The organism is Lysinibacillus sp. NPDC093197 (genome assembly GCF_044754025.1).
In the GTDB taxonomy this organism is placed as follows: domain Bacteria; phylum Bacillota; class Bacilli; order Bacillales_A; family Planococcaceae; genus Lysinibacillus.
In genome coordinates this window covers 156,118-177,038 of record NZ_JBIVOH010000007.1, presented here as the reverse complement: position 1 = coordinate 177,038, position 20,921 = coordinate 156,118, and the positions used below count along the sequence as shown (strand labels likewise).

Genomic DNA, 20,921 nt, shown 5'->3' with positions numbered 1-20,921 from the left:
TTCTCCTTATCAACGCTTTCTCAATGTACATTCATTTTACATTGAAGAAACAGTTTGTCAATAAATTTCTATTATTTCGCGTATTTTTCTACACGGTCAATTGTTTTCTCTTTACCGATTAAACAAATAGCATTCGGAAGCTCAGGACCGTGCGTTTCACCTGTCGTCACAACACGGATTGGCATAAATAAATTTTTACCTTTATGCCCTGTTTCTTTTTGCACAGCTTTAATAGCTGCTTTGACAGTTTCAGGTGTAAATTCTTCTAAATTTTCAAGTTGCACTTTAAACGCAGCCATTACCTCTGGTACCTGCTCGCCAGCTAAAACTGCTTTTGCTTCCTCATCATATTCAATATGATCGTTAAAGAATAGGCTAGATAGCTCTACGATTTCAGCACCAAAGCTCATTTGCTCATGGTAAAGCGCGATTAAATCTGTCGCCCAAGCACGCTCTTCAGCTGTTAGCTCTTCTGGTAATACGCCAGCTTTTTGTAAGTGTGGTAAAGATAAAGCCACTACTTCTTCTAAAGATAATTTTTTGATGTACTGATTGTTCATCCAAGTAAGCTTTTGCTTATCAAACATAGATGGCGATTTTGATAAACGTTTCTCATCAAACATTTTAATAAATTCTTCTTTTGTAAAAATCTCTTCTTCACCTTCAGGAGACCAACCTAGTAAAGCGAAGAAATTGAACATAGCTTCTGGTAAATAACCAAGGTCTTTATATTGCGTTACGAATTGAATAATTGACTCGTCACGTTTTGATAATTTTTTGCGGTTCTCGTTAATGATTAATGTCATATGCCCAAAGCGAGGATATTCCCAGCCAAATGCATCAAAAATCATCATTTGTTTTGGTGTGTTTGATAAATGTTCTTCACCACGGAATACGTGTGAAATTTCCATAAAGTGATCATCTAACACTACCGCATAGTTGTATGTTGGAATACCATTTGCTTTCACAAGTACCCAGTCACCAACATCTTTTGATTCGAACGATACTTGTCCACGCACTAAATCTTCAAATTCATATGTTACATTTTCAGGTACACGCATACGAATTGTATATTGCTCGCCAGCCGCTTCTTTAGCCGCTACTTCTTCAGCAGATAAATGACGGCAAGTACCATCATATGTTGGTGCTGCAACGCCACGAGCTTTTTGCTCTTCACGAGATGCCTCTAATTTTTCTGATGAACAGAAACATTTATAAGCTTTACCTTCTTGTAATAACTTTTCAGCATGCTCTTTATAAATATCTAGGCGTTCCATTTGACGATAAGGCGCATAAGGACCACCAATATCGATTGACTCGTCATATTCGATACCTAACCATTTTAAGTTATCTAACTGAGACGCTTCTCCACCTTCTACATTACGCTCAATATCCGTATCTTCAATACGCACGATGAATTTACCGTTATGATGTTTTGCATATAAATAGTTGAATAACGCTGTACGAGCACCGCCAATATGTAAAAATCCAGTTGGTGATGGCGCGTAACGAACGCGAACTTCTTTCGTCATAATTAAATGCCTCCTAAATGTTCGTCTGAAAATAATTCCGACCTTTTTAATTGTTCATTTTACCACTGTAGTATAGGAAATAAAAGTAGCGCGTGCTTAGGAATTGGACACGCGCCATTTTTTATTTTTTTATCAATAGAATCGTTGCCATTGAAGCGATGCCTTCTTCTCGACCTGTAAAGCCCAGTCTTTCAGTAGTTGTCGCTTTGACATTCACTTGTGATGCGTCTGCGTTTAATAGCGTTGCAATGCGGTTTCTCATTTGCTCAATGTAAGGCGCCATTTTTGGACGTTGTGCCATAATGGTGCAATCTATATTGCCAAGCACATAGCCTTTGTCTTCAACGATTTTCCAAATATACTCTAGTAACTTTGCTGAATCAGCATCCTTCCATTCAGGATCTGTATCTGGAAAATGACGACCAATATCGCCTTCACCTATTGCCCCAAGTGCTGCATCTGTTACTGTGTGTAATAATACATCTGCATCCGAATGCCCTACTAAGCCTTTTTCATGCGGAATTGTAATACCGCCAATAATTAGTGGACGCCCTTCTTCAAATGCATGTACGTCAAAACCTTGTCCTACTCGAAACATACAATACTGCCGTTACAACAGAGATAATTGTAACAGCATTCACCTGCCTTTATGATTTTCTATTTATAGACAGTTTACCATATTTCCTAGGAAATTGAGCTCTCCACATCATCTTCAAAACTCTTTCCATACATATCTTACTTAAGATAGAGATAAACAACATACTTAAAGTTTTTTATAGTTTGTTCAAGATGAATAAAAAAAATCCCATCAGCTACATTTAAAGCTGATGAGATTTAAAAGTTATTTTTAATAAGTTTCCGACACTCGGCGACGTAAAATTGCTTCACCAAATAGTAAATCTTCTTTAGTTGTCATCTTCACATTTTCGTAGGTACTCTCTACAATATGAACAGCATGACCAAGACGTTCAACTAGCATTGCCTCGTCTGTACCTAGGAAGCCTACTTTCTCGGCAACATCTTCGGCCTCTACAATCAAATCAAAGCGAAAAGCTTGCGGTGTTTGAATCATCCACAGGCTTTCACGATCTACTGTTTCTTCAATGATGCCATCACGTACTTTTTTCATCGTATCCTTTGCACGAACGCCAGCGATAGCAGCGCCAAAATCATGAGCACTTTGCACAAGGTTTGCAATAATTGCGTGCGTAATAAATGGACGTGCTGCATCATGCACTAAAACGATATCAACTTGCTCCATTTCCTTCATGCAGGAATGAACCGAATGTTGGCGCTCTGCACCACCATCGGGCAAGCCCTTGACCTTAGAGATGCCATAATTCACGAGCAATTCTTGAATAAACGCTCGCTCCTCCGGCTTCACCGCAAGCCAAATTCCTGTGCAGTTTCTATCTTGCTCAAATACTTCTAATGTGTGTATTAAAATCGGTTTCCCTAAAAGCTCTAAAAATAATTTATTTAGTCCTGCTCCCATTCGCTTCCCGCTACCTGCCGCCGGAAGTACTACTTCATACTGCACATTTCCCACTTCCTAATCATCCTTTGGCTTGGCAAAAATCATACGACCTGCTGATGTTTGTAGAACGCTCGTTACAGTTACTGTAATTGCCTGTCCTATATAACTTCGACCACCTTCTACAACTATCATCGTGCCATCATCCAAATAAGCGACACCTTGGTTATGCTCTTTCCCATCTTTAATAACGACAACTTGCATATCCTCACCAGGAATAACTACTGGCTTCACTGCATTTGCCAAATCATTGATGTTCAGCACTTGCACTTGGTGTAGCTCACATACTTTGTTCAAGTTGAAATCATTCGTAACAATTTGTGTATCATTGCCCATTTTCTTTGCAAGACGTACAAGTTTTAAATCGACTTCCTGCACATCTTCAAAATCTTCTTCAGTAATCTCTACTTTTGTCATACGTTCATCTTGCAGTTTTTTTAATATATCCAAACCACGGCGACCTCTTGTACGTTTTAAAGTATCTGAGGAATCTGCAATATGCTGAAGCTCCGTTAGCACAAACTGCGGCACCACTAGGGCACCTTCGATAAAGCCTGTTTCAGATATATCCGCTATACGTCCGTCTATAATAACGCTCGTATCTAGCAATTTATAACTACCACGAATTTCTGGAGCATCAATACCTTCAGCTGCTTTTTTCTTCGCATTACTCCCACGTAATGTAAATAACTGTAGTAACTCATCTCGCTTTTTAAAGCCTACACGGAAGCCCAAATATCCAAACACAAACGACAGGATGATTGGAATCACTTCTGTAATACCGCGAATCTGAACGCTATTAATCGCAAAGCCTAGGAAATATGCAACGATAAGTCCTACAATAAGGCCAAGCGTACCAAATAATAAATCTCCAACTGGTACTTTAAATAGCACCTCTTCCATCCAGCTAATAAGCCGAACAAAATAGTCGGAAAATGCAAACGATAATGTAAATAGTAAAAGTGCCCCTAAAGCAACTGATACATAAGGATTATCAAGCCAAGGATTAGATGATAAATGAAGCAATTCGTATAATGGCGGTAAGAAAACAAGGCCTAAAGCTCCCCCAATCAGTAAAAAAGCAATCTGAATAAATTTTTTCATACTGTCACCTCCAATTCTTATAATGATTATACATATTTTTCAGCAGAAAATCTTTTTTGAGCCCATCAAAACATTATTATTTTTACTGCTGTTTATGGGACGTTACAGAAGCCTGAAGAGATGCATTATTTTTGCAATAATTATTATCCAATTTCATAAAATTTTTATGACCGCTATAAATGGTGGAAAAGTGCATGCTAGGATATCCCCCAGCATGCACCTTATTTATTCAATCAATTTCATAATTCACTTTTATCATTTTGTAACGTTACACTACAGGTAGAACGCTATCCGCTAACCTTTCGCTCCACTTCAATGTTGGAATTCTTTTAGGAACTATTTATAAAATTGACCTAATAATTTATTTATAGCTCTCTAAAGCAGGCATTCAATGCGTCCTTAATTGTCTCTACACCAACAATTTCGATACCTTGTGGGAAATCCCAACCACCAATATTAGAGGCAGGTATAAACGCTCGCTTAAAGCCTAGTTTTGCCGCCTCAATGACACGTTGTTCAATACGTGTTACACGACGAACCTCTCCTGTTAAGCCCACTTCACCAATAAAGCAATCTGTACCACGCACCGCCTGATCTTTAAAACTAGAAACAATACTCGTCAACACCGCTAGGTCAATTGCAGGCTCATCTAGCTTCACACCGCCAGCAACTTTAATATATGCATCCTGCGCTTGCAGCATGAGGCCCATCCGCTTTTCAAGCACCGCCATAAGCAATTGCACGCGGTTTTGGTCCACCCCTGTTGCCATACGTTTTGGATAATTGAAGCTCGTCGGCGTCACAAGTGATTGAATTTCTACTAAAATTGGTCTTGTCCCCTCCATTGATGCCACAATGGTTGAGCCTGCCGCCCCTTGTGAGCGTTCCTGTAAAAACAACTCAGACGGATTCAACACTTCCTTTAAGCCCCCCTGAAGCATTTCAAAAATAGCAATTTCATTTGTAGAGCCAAAGCGGTTTTTCTGACTCCGTAAAATACGGTGGTTGTGATGGCGCTCTCCTTCGAAATACAACACGGTGTCCACCATATGCTCTAAAATACGTGGTCCAGCAATTTGCCCTTCTTTCGTTACATGCCCTACTAAGAAAATGGCAATGCCTTTCGTTTTTGCAATTCGCATTAGCTCTGCTGTACATTCACGCACTTGCGACACACTACCAGGTGCACTTGTCACCTCTGGATGGAAAACAGTTTGTATGGAATCGACGATCACAAACTTCGGCTGAACATCATCAATCGTTTGGTTTAACAACTCTAAATTCGTCTCCGAATATATATAAAGTTCTTGAGATATTACTCCTAAACGCTCTGCACGCAATTTCGTTTGTCGAATAGATTCCTCCCCAGAAATATACAGCACACGGTGCCCTTTATTTGATAGCAACGCTGATACTTGTAATAAAAGCGTCGATTTCCCAATCCCAGGGTCACCACCGATTAATACAAGGGATCCTGGCACGATACCACCGCCTAAAACTCGATTGAGCTCTCCCATTTCAGTAGCTACCCGAGATTCCTCAGCTGCTTCCACTTGTATAATAGGTATAGCCTTTTGTGTTACTGTAGCCGAATGTTGGAATGCTCCTCGAGGACCTTTCGCAACGACCTCTACTTCTTCAACCATTTTATTCCATTCTCCACACCCTGGACAACGACCCATCCACTTTGCAGATTCATATCCACAACCTGTACAGACAAATTTAGTTTTTTTCTTCGCCATAGTACCACCTCGAATATTTGTTCTTATATTCATTTTACATAAAAAAAGACAGCTTGGCACTCTTGGCCTCGCTGTCTTCTCAAATCAACAAGTTAACAATAAACGATCTGCTTATTTAGAAATTGAAACGCCCTCTTTTTTCTTAACGACAAATTCTTCATTTACATAATCGATTACAACTTGGTTTCCTTTTTCTACATTGCCTTTAAGCAGTTCTTCCGATAGACGGTCTTCCACTTGTTTTTGCAATGCACGACGGAGTGGACGAGCACCATATTGAGGATCATAGCCTTCCTCTGCAATTTTATTTAGTGCAGCATCGGTTAACTCTAACGTAATATCCTGTTCCTGTAGACGTTTGGTTAAGGAATTAGCCATCATTGAAACGATTTCTTTTAAGTGTTCTTTTTCTAGTGAGTGGAACACAATCATTTCATCAATACGGTTTAAAAATTCTGGACGGAATGCTTTTTTCAATTCTTCTAGCATTGTACCCTTCATATCTTTATGCTTCGACTCCGAGTTTCCTAAGCTGAAGCCAAGATTTTTTTGATACTTTAACGCGTCCGCGCCAACGTTAGAAGTCATAATGACAACCGTATTGCGGAAATCAACGACACGTCCTTTAGAATCAGTTAAACGACCATCTTCAAGTACTTGAAGTAAAATATTGAAAACATCTGGGTGAGCTTTTTCAATTTCATCAAGTAGCACAACGGAATACGGTTTGCGTCGCACTTTTTCTGTAAGCTGACCACCATCATCAAAGCCTACATATCCCGGAGGCGAGCCCACTAAACGTGAAGTCGAATGTTTCTCCATATATTCTGACATGTCAACGCGAATCATCGCATCTTCATCACCGAACATTACTTCTGCAAGTGCTCTTGCAAGTTCTGTCTTCCCGACCCCTGTAGGACCAAGGAAAATAAATGAACCTATTGGACGTTTCGGATCTTTTAAACCAGCTCTTGCACGTCGAATCGCACGAGAAATTGCCTCAACAGCCTCACCTTGCCCAACAACTCGTTTATGCAATTCTTCCTCAAGTTGTAATAGTTTAGATGATTCTTCATGTGCAATTTTTGCTACAGGGATTCCCGTCCACATAGAAACTACAGCTGCCACATCGTCTACCGTTACTTTCGATTCGGCTTTACCTTGTTCTTCTTTCCATGTTTTACGCGTTGTTTCAATTTCGTCTTTTAGCTTTTGCTCTGTATCCCTTAAAGACGCTGCCTTTTCAAATTCTTGACCAGATACAGCCGCATTTTTCTCAGAACGAACATTTTCAAGTTTATCTTCCAGTGCCTTTAAATTTGGTGGCACTGCGAATGAACGTAAGCGTACTTTTGAACCAGCTTCATCGATTAAGTCGATTGCTTTATCAGGCAAGAAGCGGTCTGAAATATAACGATCACCCATTTTTGCCGCTGCCTCAATCGCCTCATCTGTAATTTTCACACGGTGATGCGCCTCATAACGATCACGCAAGCCGTGAATAATTTGAATAGCTTCTTCAACAGTTGGCTCATCGACTTGAATCGGTTGGAAACGACGCTCTAAAGCTGCATCTTTTTCAATGTATTTGCGGTACTCATCTAATGTTGTAGCACCAATACATTGTAATTCACCACGTGCCAATGATGGTTTTAAAATGTTTGAAGCATCAATTGCACCTTCTGCCCCACCTGCACCGATTAGCGTGTGCAATTCATCAATGAATAAGATGACATTGCCCGCTTGACGAATTTCATCCATTACCTTTTTCAAACGATCCTCAAATTCACCACGGTATTTAGTGCCGGCAACAACCGTTCCCATATCAAGCGTCATTACACGTTTATCACGCAAAATTTCTGGCACTTCATTGTTAATGATTTGTTGCGCTAAGCCTTCAGCAATCGCTGTTTTACCTACCCCTGGTTCACCAATAAGCACAGGGTTATTTTTCGTACGACGTGATAGCACTTCAATAACACGTGTAATTTCTTTACTACGTCCAATAACAGGGTCTAACGAACCTTCACGAGCAATTTGTGTTAAATCGCGCGCTAAGCTATCTAATGTAGGCGTATTTGCAGCCTGTGTCGCTTGTTGTCCAGATTGTGCATTGTCGTTATTACCTAATAACAATAATACTTGCTGACGAGCTTTATTTAAGCCCACACCAGCATTGTTTAATACACGAGCAGCTACCCCTTCGCCTTCACGAATAAGCGCTAATAGTAAATGTTCTGTGCCAATATAGGAATGGCCTAATTTACGCGACTCATCAACCGATAATTCAATTACTTTTTTCGCACGAGGCGTGTAGTGCACGATTGGTCCAACATCCTCTGTTCCTTTACCGACTAGCTCTTCAATACCTGCTTCAATCATTTGAGGGCTAATATCAATGGCTTCTAATGCTTTCGCAGCTATACCACCGCCTTCACGAATAAGCCCTAAAAGAATATGCTCTGTTCCTATTGATTCGTGCTTCCAACGAATTGCCTCTTCCTGTGCAAGCTGTAATACTTTTTGTGCGCGTTGTGTAAAACGATTAAACATCATATGAATCCTCTCCTTTTCCCCCTATAATAGGCTTACTCTTAGTTTCTAGAAATAATGCCTCTCGCAACATTTTTGCTCGTGCTCTGTCTCGCTCAGCAGGCGGTAAAACCTCTCCTGCATAGTGCTGTAAAAAACCTGGTTGCATGCTGACAACGCATTCGTTTAAAGATGTTGCTTTAATATTATCAATCAACTGCAAATCCACTCCTAAACGTACATTTGATATGCAAGTAGCAGCTTCTTCACTCGTTAAAATTCGAGCATGTGTTAATGTCCCTAAAGCTCTGTATACACGATCTTCTAAAGCAAGTTCCGCCTTTTCCATTAGCTTGCTTCTTGCTTGTCGTTCTTTTTGAATTATTTTTTCTGCAACACTTTGGATGTCTGCTAAAATGTCTTCTTCTGTTTTTCCTAGTGTAATTTGATTTGATACTTGATAAATATTCCCTAAATTTTCACTACCTTCACCGTATATACCCCTAACGGTCATCCCTAAACGAGTCATTGCATTGATGATTTGATTCATCTGACCTGTCAGTGTAAGCGCGGGAAGGTGCATCATAACAGAAGCACGTAATCCAGTACCAATATTGGTTGGACAACTTGTTAAATATCCAAAAGTATCACGAAACGCATATGGCAAGGCTCCTTCTAAGGCTCGATCAATCTTATTTGCTTGCTCGTAGGCCTTCTGAAGTTGAAAACTCGCCGTCATACATTGAATGCGTAAATGGTCTTCTTCGTTCACCATAATGCAAATAGATTCATCCTCAGACAACAACATAGCGCCGACTTGCTCTTTTTTTGCAAGCTGTGGACTAATCAAATGCTTTTCAACTAAAATTTGTCGTTGTAACGATGTTAAATCTTTTATAGAAAAATAAGAATATCTTTCTTGAAGCTTGGAACTGTCCTGTATTGCGTGGGTGACAGCCTGCTCTACCTGTAATGCTTCGTTTTCCGAGAAAACTAAAGGGAAACGAAAACCATCTAAGTTCCTCGCAAGGCGGATGCGTGTACTAATGACGATATCTGAATAATCATCCTCCATATCCATCCAGGCAGGTGTAGCACGCTCTAAAAACGATTCAATCATCATGACACATCACCACCTTCGAATTGTAGCTGTTGCTCAAGATTTTTTGCCTCGTCACGAAGCTTCGCCGCTTCCTCAAATTGCTCCTCGTCCACTGCAGCCTTCATGCGTTTTCGAATATCTTCAATTTGCTTTTTAATGACAAAAACATTGTTTTGAGCACCAGGCATTTTACCTATATGCTGTGGTCCTGCTTGAATACGATTAAACAGCTTTGGCAAATGCTCGCTAAACGTGTCATAACAACTAGGGCAACCAAATTTACCCTCTTTTAAAAATCGCTTATACGTAAATCCACATTGTGGACATGTTTGTTGCTGAGGTGGCGCTTGCTGTTTTTCACCGACTTTTTGCCATGTAGGTGAGCCAAACCAGTTGGATAATAATTGTTGAATCGATACAGGCTCTTGTTTAAACTCTGCATGGAACGGATGGAACTGTGATGCACAGACATCGCAATAATGGTGTTCCACCTTCTGCCCATTTTGTACTTGTGTCACAGTTACTGTCGCATTGCGCTGCTTGCAATGTTCGCAAATCATTTCCATCACCTCTTTATTTTTGCTTTTCATATTTAATGGTTGTTAACATCGCTCGCAAAATTTTTGCACGAATGCTATCCCGTAAAGGTAGTTGTAAATCTAAAGTCGAACGATCAACCGCTGCTAACATTAATTTCGCTTCTCGCTTCGAAATTACCTGCTCATCAATCAAACGATATACAACACCCTCCGCAACCGTTTGCGAGGCTCCCCCTTCAATTTGCAAGAGCACATCATCTATCAAATCAATTTGTGAGTTTGCACGGACACGCAAAATACGAATGTATCCACCGCCACCCCGTTTACTTTCAACAAGGTAACCCCGCTCAGCTGTAAATCTTGTATTGATCACATAATTTATTTGTGAGGGCACACATTGAAATTTATCAGCAATTTCACTACGTTTAATTTCAATATGCCCTTCTCCACCTAATTCAAGTACTTGCTTTAAGTAGCCTTCTATGATGTCTGAAATATTACGCACTTTAGGAATACACCTCGCTTACCTCACTGACTTTGACTATCTTTGACTATCTTTGAGTATATTATACAAAACGCTTGAAAATAATTGCAATTATTTCGCACAATGATTTGTGTAAAGCGCATTGTTTAACAGATTGTCTTCAAAAAAACAGACGGCAGGGACATATTAACTTAATCATGATGTACTTTTATATCTGTGTAAAAAAGGGAGTTGGCGATTAAAAAAGGCTTGTCCCTAATAATTAAAATTGATTTTGCCTATAATGTACCCTTTTTGCTTATAGAAAAAACGCAAGCATATGCACATAGCATATACTTGCGTCATTAAAAATTATACCCAGCGTCCAACTATCGGGTAACGCCAAGGTTCCTCTGAAAATGCCTTCACGATTCCGATAATAGGTACGATGTAAACCATAGCGATGAAAATTAGTAAGAACGGTAAACCGATTAATACAAAAGATAGGATACTAGCAATTACAATCAATATGCCCATCACGATTTGGAACAATAAAGCTTGCACCGAAACACTTTTCACTTCTTCATCTGAACTAATTAGGAAAAATAAAATCGGCACTAAAAATGGCGCAAAAAACGCGCTGGCATGTATGATTACCTTAGACCATTTTGTTTCCATATATATCAACCTTCCTTTATGGTATGTCATTATTATTAATACTCCTATTTACGGAACTATACGCTAAATAGTTTCAAATGCTGCGTAAATTTTTAAAATTTTTTTGAAAGGTATGTGATACTAGATGGAATTTAATAGCACACTTGCTAACGAATATGAAAAAGGCATCCGACGTACATTACCAAGTTACGATGCCATGCTGCGTTTAACGAAAGCTTTTTATCAATCCGCACTACAAGAAAAAGCTAGATTTTTAGTTGTTGGCTCTGGTAGTGGCAATGAAATTATACAGTTAGCTGAGCAAAGACCCGATTGGTCATTTGTCGGTATAGATCCTTCTGAAGCGATGTTGGAAATTGCAGAAAACCGTCTTCAATCATTATCAAATGATATTTCTTTACTACAAGGTACAATACTAACTGCTGCGGTGCCTGCTACGAACTTTGATGCGGCTAGCTGTATACTAGTACTCCATTTTATTGAATCATATGAGGAGAAACTTGCTACATTAAAAGGAATTGCACAACGCTTAAAATCAGGTGCACCATTCGTCCTTGTTTCTAAATACGGTCAACTGAACTCAACTGAAACAGAGCTGCAATTTGAACTATGGCGCGCGTATTGGCAACAGCATACAAAACTTTCAGCATCGGAATTAGCTAGTATGGAGCAATCTATCCGCTCACTTTCATTTATGCGTGAGGAGGCGATAGTGACACTCTTACAACAGGCAGGTTTTTCACAGCCTTCGAGGTTTTTTGCAACGACACTATTCGGCGGTTGGATATGCTATAAAGAGTAACTTTTATCCGTATAATATAGTAGTGTACTATAAGTTCATGAGGTAATGATCTTCCGTTGATTGTCTCCTCTTCCTTCTCTGCTTTAGGAGCGAGACTTCGTGCTTACTTAATACGAGATAAACAGATTTGAGGTGAATGCCATGATTCGCACGATGGCTATGACGAAAGATCAACAATTAATAAAGGACTTCCCACTTGAAGACATAAAGCAAAACGATTATGAGTGGTATTGGGTAGATTTTAATTGCCCAACTGTAGAAGAGGAGCTTTTGCTCGATACATTTTTTCATTTCCATCCACTTGCAATCGAAGACTGCTTAATGCGTTTACAGCGACCAAAACTCGATTTTTATGATGATTATCATTTCTTCGTTATTCATAAATTGAATGAAGTAACATTAATTGCTGAGGAATTAAATATTTTTGTTTCCGATCATTTTATTGTTACATTCCACAAAAATGAAGCGGCCGAAATTGAAAAGGTACAGAAGCTTTTAGAAGAGCAACCGAAATATTGGGAACGAGGCACTGTTTTTCTGACCTATCAAACAATCGATAAAATAGTCGATAGTTATTTCCCACTTGTTTATAAAATTGAGGATCATTTAAATGCACTTGAAGATGAGCTGACCTATCAAAGTAATGTGAATGCAATGCAAATTGTTTTTGAATTCCGTAGTGATTTGCTCCATTTACGGCGTACAATTTTACCAATGCGCGACCTATTGTACCGAATACTTAGTTCCTATCGCTTTGCCCTTAAAAAATCGGAAAGAGCCTACTTCGGTGATATTCACGATCATTTAGCAAAGCTTACAGAAATGGTCGAATCTAATCGTGAGCTTACAGCAGATATGCGCGATAGCTATATGGCCATGAGCTCTAGCCGTATGAACGGCATTATGATGATGTTGACGATTGTCTCCACCATTTTTATACCCTTAACGTTTATTGCGGGTGTTTACGGCATGAACTTCGATAATATGCCCGAACTTCATGGACGGTACAGCTACTTTATCGTGCTTGGCATCATGCTCTTGCTTGCACTATCTATGCTAGCATTTTTTAAATCTAAAGGCTGGTTCAAACTATTTAAACCATAAGTGTGTTGAACCGTCCTAAAACTCACTTACAAAAAAATCCGCGCACACTTCTGAGGAGAAATAGGGCATGAGTATTAGCTAAATGCATTGGCAAAAAGCCCTACTCATACTTTGCCCACAGAAGGCAGTCGCGGATTTTTAACTTATAAAAAATTAGGGACATAGATGTCTCCAAAATTATTTAATATGGACCTCGATCATCCACTTTATTTTCACCTTGTTGCGGGAATAAAAAGTATGCTAGCACGCCCGATACTATCGTTGCACAAATTGTTATCAATAGTTGGTTTAGGTCGGGTACATCTGCATAATATTTGGTTAACATATAAACAGATCCAATTGCTACAATTACCATCACAGGAATTACAAACTTAAAACGTTTCTTCTCCATGTAATACCTCCTCAATACTATTTTTCTCTCACATGCATTTATTTGTAAATCCAAACAGTTCGTATTTTACATGTTTCCTAAATGAAATTCAAATTGCGCTATTTCTACAAAAAATTAGTATGTAGCAGGTAATCCGACAAACGTCAGCCTTATAAATAAAAAAATAATAAAAAAATATAGAAATATCGGAAATTTTTAACCAAATATACTACAAAAAATAGTAGAATAGATTTAATACCATATATTCACCAAATTTACAAACCTAACAATATATATACAATGAGTCTTCAATTATTATCATTAATATGGATTTATAAAGAATGGAGCAGACACAATGAGTTGGTTTACAAAGAAGAACAATTATGGTTATTCAATTACATTAACACCTGAGGAGTTTAAGCAACACGTACAATTAGATGTTTCAAACTATCCTAAACTACAAAAACAATTACAGTTATTAGACTTAACAACTGAAGATTTAGCTATTATTAAACAATTACAACCTTTAGTGAAAAATGTCATTCCTGAAATGGTCGATCAATTTTATGCAGCGATTAGCTTAAGTCAAAACTTATTAGATATTATTAACAGAACATCACAAATTGAACGTTTAAAGGTGACTTTACATAAGCATTTAGGCGATATTTTCGAGAGTCACATTAATGACGAGTACATTAAAGAAAGAAAAGCAATCGCTGAGACACATGTTCGAATTGGACTCCAATCAAAATGGTATATCGCTTCATTCCAATCATTAACTTCGACTTTTACAAGCTTTGCGAATGATTTAGATATTTCAAAGCATGATGCTATACGTGCCATCAATGCTTTCTGCAAAATCATTAACTTCGAACAGCAGCTCGTTATCGAAGCATACGAAAAAGAAGAAGAACGTATTCGTAGTGTGGCAGATCAAACAAAGCATGCACTTGTAACTACGATTCAAAGTACCGCTGAGGAGTTAAATGCGATAAGTGAGGAAACAGCCGCTTCCCTTTTAGTTATATCTTCGCAAACGGATGATATTGCAGTAGCAACTAAACAAGGTTTAAACTTCGTTGCAGATACGCAGGACAAATCTAAACGGGGGCAGCAGCAATTACAAGAGCAAAATGAATTAATCCACGTTATTTTGCAAAGTGTTAATGGCCTTGAAGTGACGATGAACCAGTTACGTACATCTTCGCAAAAAATCTCTGAAATTGTCGGGCTTGTCACAGGCATCGCTGACCAAACTAATTTATTAGCACTCAATGCTTCAATTGAAGCTGCTCGCGCTGGGGAACATGGTAAAGGCTTTGCTGTCGTAGCAGAGGAAGTCCGCAAGCTTGCCGAAGAAACAAAAAATGCGGTACAAAATGTGTCACACCTTATTAAAGAAACAGAAAGTAATATTTCAACAATGGCAAGTTCTGTCGTCAATGTTGACCAGAAAATCCAACATAGCGTTGATACACAAACAAGTTTATCTGAATCATTCAATGATATTGCGGATGCTGTATCAGGCATTCAACAACAATATGTAAACACAGCAAGGGATATTTCAGCAATTTCTACTTTAATTACAGAGCTATCACAGGGAGCTACACTCGTTTCCTCTTCGTCAGACTCATTAATTAATGTTGTAAATGAATTAAATATTTAACACAAATAAAAAAGGAAATTGACTGCATCGTGTCAATTTCCTTTTTGTTATTTAATGTGCCAACGCACGTTTTTGCTTGCGATGCTCTCGTCGAGCAGGGCCTGTTTCAAACAGTCGTTTTTCCGCATCCGTTTCTGGGAAAATTGCAGGAATGGCCTTTGGTTTCCCACTATCATCCACTGCAACCATCGTTACAAATGATTCGGTTGTTAACTTTTCTTCGCCTGTTTCAATATTACGAGAAATAACGCGGACATAGACTTCCATAGATGAATGCCCTGTGGATGAAACAATACTTTCAATTTCAAGAATATCACCTACATGTGCTGCTGATAAAAAATCAACAGAATCAATGGAGGCTGTTACAACATGTCCTTTTGCATGCTTCATCGCTGTAATTGCAGCAATTTCATCAATATAAGCTAACACTCTTCCACCAAAAATGGAATTATGATTATTAGTATCAGGTGGTAACACAAGACGCGTCTGAAGTGTACGCGATTGGCTCATTGGTACAGCATTGGTTGTCATAGTTCTTGTAACTTCCCTTCATGTATTATTCTTTCGTCATCGTATCGTAGAAAAAGAATTGATGCAAATTTAGAAGGATTTTTTCATCGTAATAAACTTCATATCGGTCATTTCTTCAATCGCCCATTTAATACCTTCTCGACCATAGCCACTCATTTTTATGCCGCCATAAGGCATATTATCAACTCGGAATGTTGGAATATCATTTATAATAACAGCACCTGCTTGCAATTCATCAGCAGCATACAATGCATCTGGTAATACATTCGTAAAAATTCCTGCATTTAAGCCAAGTTCCGACTCATTCACTAGTCGAATTGCGTCGTCTAATGTTTCATATGAAACAATTGAGACGATTGGTGCGAATGTTTCCTGACAAACAACCTTCATATCAGCAGTTACATTTGTCATAACTGTTGGCGTTAATGTACGTTCTGTAAACGTTCCACCCGTCGCAACTACAGCACCTTGCGTTTTTGCCTCTTCAATCCATTCACGAATTCGGCTAACCTCATTTGGGTTGATCATTGCACTGACATCTGTATTTTTGTCTAGCGGATCACCAACAACAAGTTTTTCTGTTTGCGCTACAAATTCCTTCGTAAACGCATCTATAATTGAGGAATGTACATAAATACGTTGTAAAGAAATACATACTTGTCCAGCAAAGCTAAATGCTCCGCTAACACAACGCGCAATAATTTTATCAATAGGTGTCGATGGCTCAACAATAACTGCTGCATTTGAGCCTAGCTCTAATGTTACTTTACGCAAACCTACTTTTTCTTTAATACCTAAACCAACCTTACCACTTCCGGTAAAGGTCACCTTTTTCACGAATGGATGCGTTACGAGTGTATCACTTAGTTCGCCACCACTACCTGTAACGATTTGTAATGCACCATCTGGTAGTCCAGCTTCCTTAAATATTTCCGCCATCACAATTGCACTAAGTGGTGTTTGTGTTGCCGGCTTTAACACGACTGTATTTCCAACCGCAAAGGCAGGTCCCAATTTATGTGCGACTAAATTAAAAGGAAAATTAAACGGAGTAATTGCAGAAATAACGCCTAATGGCTCACGCTTTGTCCAGCCAATTCGATCACCAGCTCCTGGCGCGGCATCCATCGGTACCGTTTCACCTTTCACCTGCTTAGCTCCTTCGGCTGCAAACTGATACGTCGCTATTGTACGTTCAATTTCAGGTAAACCTGCTGATATAGGTTTGCCCGCTTCTTGCGCTAAAATTTCCGCCAATTCGTCTTTTCGACGTCGCATAATGTCGACTACTTTATATAATATTTCGGCACGTTCGTAGGCGGTTGTTTTTTTAAATGAAAGAAATGCATCTTGGGCACCTTCTATGGCTTGTTCAACATCTGAAACAGATGCCTTTGCAACCTTTGCAATTACCTCACCGTTATAAGGTGACGTTAATTCATAAGTTTCCTTAGCATCTTGCCACTGTCCATTTATCCAAAGCTTTGTTTCGTTCATCTTCAAATACACCTCCAAATAATCTGTTCTTCTTTAGTTTATCATGAAGTGCTCGAATTTGACGCTACCGCGGCTGCTGTAACTGCGGATATCATCACTGCCTGCTGTGCTTGGATTAGTAATTCAATAGAAGACATAATAGCCATTGACAGTGATTGTTGTATTTTTGCCATATCATAAATAGCGATTTGTACAGCCATAAACAATACAAATTCAAGATGCCACTTCACCAATTTCATTCCCTTTAATTCATGATATAAATCAACAATTTGCTGAAGTTGACCTTTAATCATTTGAAAAATTAATCTTTGTATAACACAGTATAGAAAAAGCAGCTCGTTTAGCATGATAAAACGAGCTGCTCTAGAGAAGTACCAATTGTCCTCTTTCTACTACTACTTAAAATCAAATGAATCAATTTATTGATTCAATAACTTTATTTCGAAATTTATATGCTTTTCTTTGTTCTAATTGAGCAATACTTTCATATTCAATTTCGCTTAAACTTTCAAATAATTTTTCAGACATTAGACTCACTATATCTTCTAATTCAGTGCCTAAGTGAATAATTTCTAATATTTCTTTTGAAATTCCTTTAGACTGTAATAAATCCATAGTATATGGGTTAAATAAAACTTTTTCAGTTTCTTCGATTGTTAATAAATCTTTTTTTAAAGCCTCAATTAAACCTATTACATTTATGAGTAGTAGTTTTTCTAATTCTTCGTTATTTGTAGTATTCAATAATAATTTATTCATATTTAATTATTTCACACTCCAACCTTGCTTAGCTTTAACATCAGGTTAGTTCTAACTACTTTTACTTCACTTATTTTTCATGACTAAATTGGGTTATAATCTGTTCATTAGGTACCCAATTAAAGAGTTATCATGTAAGACACGTAATTGGATGACGATTCTTCATTTCTTCAATAATGTGATAACAATCTGGATAAGTTGGCATTCCTCCATTATATCTTTTCGTTTTTCAATAGCGTATTTAATGCTTTCTCCGTACCATCTTGCTCCATCATATTTGCTACCCTATCGATGTTCGCAATGGCGACATCCACGAAGTTTGTTTTTTCATTTCTTCTACAGCATCTTTATATTTTTCCGAATCAAACACTTTATCCGAGGCAACATATGTGCTGGCAATAGCTAATATAATTTTCCGATCCACTGTCCAGCCTGCAACTTTCGAAACTGCCTCCACAGTTTGTGAAAATTGGTTTTCAATTATAACAATATTCATCTTCAACACACTCTTTTTCACTATTTACGTAACATTCTGTCGAAAAGATTCAATCGTTTTGTAATAATTAACATAAAAAGTAAACATAATTTAATGTTTGTAAATAGGTATTATATGGTTTAATTAATATAAACAAAGATGAACGGGGGCTATATTATGATTGAACGGACAATCAGAAAATTACTATTAACCCAGACCCTACAAGAACGATTACAACGTTATTTATTATTGCGAAACTCCCCAAATAACGTAAACCTACAACTACTTTTCCAGAAAAATTAGCATAAAAAAACAGCGACAAAAAAGCTTTTGCCGCTGTCATTAAACTATTTAATTAAACCTAACTCTTTTAGTTCCTCTGTAGAAAATGCTCTAGACCTTGTTAAAAAACGTTTACCTTCTACGCCTTCAAGAGAGAACATACCGCCTCTCCCATCAACTACGTCTAAAATAATTTGCGTATGTTTCCAATAATCGTACTGGTTTTTGTGCATATAAAATGGTGTGTCCCCAATCTTACCTAAGCATACATCCTGATCACCTAATAGTAAGTCCCCGTCAGGATAACACATCGGAGACGAGCCATCGCAGCATCCACCTGATTGATGAAACATAACCGGTCCATGCTTTTCCTTCAACAATTCAATTAGTGCCAGCGCTTCTTCCGTTGCTAAAACACGTTCAACCACGCTTTAGCACCTCCTCACTGTTTAGAAGAAACCAAGTTTATTTTCGTTATAGCTCACCAATAAGTTTTTCGTTTGTTGGTAATGCGATAACATCATTTTGTGCGTCTCACGGCCAATACCTGACATTTTATAGCCACCGAACGCTGCATGTGCTGGATATGCATGGTAGCAGTTTGTCCAAACACGCCCCGCCTGAATACCACGACCGAAGCGATATGCTGTATTCATATCACGTGTCCAAATACCAGAGCCTAGTCCATATAATGTATCGTTAGCAATTTCTAATGCTTCTTCTTTTGTTTTAAATGTTGTTACTGCAACAACTGGACCAAAAATTTCTTCTTGGAATATGCGCATTTTATTATGTCCTTTAAAGACAGTTGGTTTAACGTAGTAGCCATTTTCAAAGCCTTCACCTACATTATTTTTCTCGCCACCAATTAAACATTCTGCGCCTTCTTGCTTACCAATATCTAAATAAGACAGAATTTTTTCCATCTGCTCACTTGAAGCTTGTGCGCCCATCATCGTGTTAGGATCAAGTGGATTTCCAACTTGAATAGCTTCGACACGTTGTATAACGCGTTCCATGAACTTATCATAAATGGATTCTTGAATTAACGCTCGTGAAGGGCATGTACATACCTCACCTTGGTTAAGGGCGAATAATACAAAGCCTTCTACTGCTTTATCTAAAAAGGCATCATCTTCATCCATAATATCTTCGAAGAAAATATTCGGAGACTTTCCGCCCAATTCTAATGTAACTGGAATAAGGTTTTGTGACGCATATTGCATAATTAAACGGCCAGTTGTAGTTTCACCAGTAAAGGCAATTTTGCCGATACGTGGGTTAGATGCAAGCGGTTTTCCAGCTTCTAAGCCGAAACCGTTCACAACATTTAGTACGCCTGGTGGCAATAAATCACCAATTAACTCCACAAGCACCATAATCGAAACTGGTGTTTGCTCAGCTGGTTTTAATACAACACAGTTACCAGCAGCAAGAGCAGGAGCTAGTTTCCAAACAGCCATTAATATTGGGAAGTTCCAAGGAATAATTTGACCGACTACCCCAATTGGCTCATGGAAATGATAAGCAACTGTATCATTATCAATTTGACTTAGGGCGCCTTCTTGTGCACGTAAAGCACCTGCAAAATAACGGAAATGATCAATTGCTAGAGGAATATCTGCATTTAATGTTTCACGAACCGCTTTACCATTATCCCATGTTTCTGCAACGGCTAACTTTTCTAAGTTTTGTTCAATACGGTCCGCAATTTTAAGTAAAATGTTAGCACGCTCTGTAGCGGATGTTTGTCCCCATGCATCTTTTGCTGCATGTGCTGCATCAAGTGCAAGTTCGATATCCTCAGCAGAGGAACGTGCTGCTTGTGTAAAAACTTGTCCAGTAACAGGAGTAACATTATCGAAGTATTGACCTTTCACTGGGGGTGTCCATTCTCCACCAATGTAATTATCATATTTCTCTTTGAATTGAACTACCGATCCTTCAGTGTTTGGAAATGCATAAACCATTTTACTTCTCCCCTTTACACAAAATAATGAGAAAATATCTAGAAAAATCGTAATTTTATATCGAAATAACGATATTTTCATAGAGACTCTCTTACCCACTATATTGTCAGAAATTAATGTTTATTTCAACTTTTTAAAATAAATTTTTATAATATTTATTTTTAATAGAAAAGCTTCTAGAATTCACGGTATTTACAACGATAGGGTATACTTAAGCTAATATGAAATGTATAGGAGAA

21 protein-coding genes and 1 other annotated feature (1 of these 22 running past the window's edge) are annotated in these 20,921 nt (G+C 38.3%); of the genes, 3 read left to right on the top strand and 18 right to left on the bottom strand.

Annotation, left to right across the window (positions count from 1 at the left end):
• Positions 1–22, bottom strand: a binding site (T-box leader); it reaches 196 nt to the left of the window's first position.
• A gap of 49 nt (positions 23–71) precedes the next feature.
• The 10 genes from gltX to ACIP9G_RS17610 form a co-directional block, all read right to left on the bottom strand.
• Positions 72–1,532 (bottom strand): glutamate--tRNA ligase, encoded by a 1,461-nt coding sequence (gene gltX, locus ACIP9G_RS17655; protein WP_401021086.1) that lies wholly within the window; start codon positions 1,530–1,532, stop codon positions 72–74.
• Between the two features lie 121 nt (positions 1,533–1,653).
• Positions 1,654–2,130 (bottom strand): 2-C-methyl-D-erythritol 2,4-cyclodiphosphate synthase, encoded by a 477-nt coding sequence (gene ispF, locus ACIP9G_RS17650; RefSeq protein WP_401021084.1) that lies wholly within the window; start codon positions 2,128–2,130, stop codon positions 1,654–1,656.
• Positions 2,131–2,379: 249 nt separating this feature from the next.
• Positions 2,380–3,072, bottom strand: a complete 693-nt coding sequence (gene ispD, locus ACIP9G_RS17645; RefSeq protein WP_340821732.1) for a 2-C-methyl-D-erythritol 4-phosphate cytidylyltransferase — start codon at positions 3,070–3,072, stop codon at positions 2,380–2,382.
• A 12-nt stretch (positions 3,073–3,084) separates the two neighbouring features.
• Positions 3,085–4,170, bottom strand: coding sequence for a PIN/TRAM domain-containing protein (locus ACIP9G_RS17640; protein ID WP_401021079.1), 1,086 nt, complete (start codon positions 4,168–4,170; stop codon positions 3,085–3,087).
• Positions 4,171–4,535: 365 nt separating this feature from the next.
• On the bottom strand, positions 4,536–5,912 hold the full coding sequence (radA, locus tag ACIP9G_RS17635) for a DNA repair protein RadA (protein WP_340821728.1): 1,377 nt from the start codon (positions 5,910–5,912) through the stop codon (positions 4,536–4,538).
• 111 nt (positions 5,913–6,023) lie between these two features.
• A complete protein-coding gene (locus ACIP9G_RS17630) occupies positions 6,024–8,468 on the bottom strand; it encodes an ATP-dependent Clp protease ATP-binding subunit (RefSeq protein WP_401021076.1) in 2,445 nt (814 codons plus the stop codon).
• Positions 8,458–9,567 carry a protein-arginine kinase McsB gene (mcsB, locus tag ACIP9G_RS17625; RefSeq protein WP_340821724.1) on the bottom strand — a complete coding sequence of 370 codons (1,110 nt, stop codon included), beginning with the start codon at positions 9,565–9,567 and terminating at the stop codon, positions 8,458–8,460. The genes ACIP9G_RS17630 and mcsB overlap by 11 nt, the downstream gene beginning before the upstream one ends.
• Complete coding sequence (locus ACIP9G_RS17620) at positions 9,564–10,106, bottom strand: UvrB/UvrC motif-containing protein (RefSeq protein WP_340821722.1); 543 nt, start codon at positions 10,104–10,106, stop codon at positions 9,564–9,566. The genes mcsB and ACIP9G_RS17620 overlap by 4 nt, the downstream gene beginning before the upstream one ends.
• A 13-nt stretch (positions 10,107–10,119) precedes the next feature.
• On the bottom strand, positions 10,120–10,590 hold the full coding sequence (locus ACIP9G_RS17615) for a CtsR family transcriptional regulator (protein ID WP_340821721.1): 471 nt from the start codon (positions 10,588–10,590) through the stop codon (positions 10,120–10,122).
• 330 nt (positions 10,591–10,920) lie between these two features.
• The gene (locus ACIP9G_RS17610) at positions 10,921–11,226 is read right to left on the bottom strand and encodes a magnetosome magnetite crystal formation protein family (RefSeq protein ID WP_340821720.1); all 306 of its coding nucleotides are present in this window, start codon (positions 11,224–11,226) and stop codon (positions 10,921–10,923) included.
• A gap of 124 nt (positions 11,227–11,350) precedes the next feature.
• Between ACIP9G_RS17610 and ACIP9G_RS17605 the strand changes: the two genes are divergently transcribed.
• Both ACIP9G_RS17605 and corA read left to right on the top strand, forming a co-directional pair.
• A complete protein-coding gene (locus ACIP9G_RS17605; RefSeq protein ID WP_401021074.1) occupies positions 11,351–12,028 on the top strand; it encodes a class I SAM-dependent methyltransferase in 678 nt (225 codons plus the stop codon).
• Between the two features lie 141 nt (positions 12,029–12,169).
• Positions 12,170–13,132 carry a magnesium/cobalt transporter CorA gene (gene corA / locus ACIP9G_RS17600; RefSeq protein WP_401021072.1) on the top strand — a complete coding sequence of 321 codons (963 nt, stop codon included), beginning with the start codon at positions 12,170–12,172 and terminating at the stop codon, positions 13,130–13,132.
• Positions 13,133–13,313: 181 nt separating this feature from the next.
• Here corA and ACIP9G_RS17595 read toward each other — a convergent pair whose 3' ends face one another.
• Positions 13,314–13,523 (bottom strand): hypothetical protein, encoded by a 210-nt coding sequence (locus tag ACIP9G_RS17595; protein ID WP_139860492.1) that lies wholly within the window; start codon positions 13,521–13,523, stop codon positions 13,314–13,316.
• 334 nt (positions 13,524–13,857) lie between these two features.
• Between ACIP9G_RS17595 and ACIP9G_RS17590 the strand changes: the two genes are divergently transcribed.
• Entirely contained in the window at positions 13,858–15,168 is a 1,311-nt protein-coding gene (locus ACIP9G_RS17590) for a protoglobin domain-containing protein (RefSeq protein ID WP_401021070.1), read from the top strand.
• A 51-nt stretch (positions 15,169–15,219) separates the two neighbouring features.
• Here the strand turns inward: ACIP9G_RS17590 and ACIP9G_RS17585 are convergent, their stop codons facing one another.
• From ACIP9G_RS17585 to adh, 7 genes are all read right to left on the bottom strand, one after another.
• The gene (locus ACIP9G_RS17585) at positions 15,220–15,699 is read right to left on the bottom strand and encodes an acyl-CoA thioesterase (RefSeq protein ID WP_340821712.1); all 480 of its coding nucleotides are present in this window, start codon (positions 15,697–15,699) and stop codon (positions 15,220–15,222) included.
• A gap of 69 nt (positions 15,700–15,768) precedes the next feature.
• On the bottom strand, positions 15,769–17,196 hold the full coding sequence (locus ACIP9G_RS17580; RefSeq protein WP_340821710.1) for an aldehyde dehydrogenase family protein: 1,428 nt from the start codon (positions 17,194–17,196) through the stop codon (positions 15,769–15,771).
• A 41-nt stretch (positions 17,197–17,237) separates the two neighbouring features.
• Positions 17,238–17,489 carry a hypothetical protein gene (locus ACIP9G_RS17575; RefSeq protein ID WP_401021067.1) on the bottom strand — a complete coding sequence of 84 codons (252 nt, stop codon included), beginning with the start codon at positions 17,487–17,489 and terminating at the stop codon, positions 17,238–17,240.
• A gap of 121 nt (positions 17,490–17,610) precedes the next feature.
• Entirely contained in the window at positions 17,611–17,955 is a 345-nt protein-coding gene (locus ACIP9G_RS17570) for a DUF3969 family protein (RefSeq protein ID WP_340821707.1), read from the bottom strand.
• Between the two features lie 280 nt (positions 17,956–18,235).
• Complete coding sequence (locus tag ACIP9G_RS17565; protein WP_401021065.1) at positions 18,236–18,451, bottom strand: hypothetical protein; 216 nt, start codon at positions 18,449–18,451, stop codon at positions 18,236–18,238.
• Between the two features lie 326 nt (positions 18,452–18,777).
• Positions 18,778–19,140, bottom strand: a complete 363-nt coding sequence (locus tag ACIP9G_RS17560) for a DUF779 domain-containing protein (protein ID WP_340821704.1) — start codon at positions 19,138–19,140, stop codon at positions 18,778–18,780.
• A 21-nt stretch (positions 19,141–19,161) separates the two neighbouring features.
• Complete coding sequence (gene adh, locus ACIP9G_RS17555) at positions 19,162–20,682, bottom strand: aldehyde dehydrogenase (RefSeq protein WP_340821702.1); 1,521 nt, start codon at positions 20,680–20,682, stop codon at positions 19,162–19,164.
• Between the last annotated feature and the right edge of the window lie 239 nt (positions 20,683–20,921).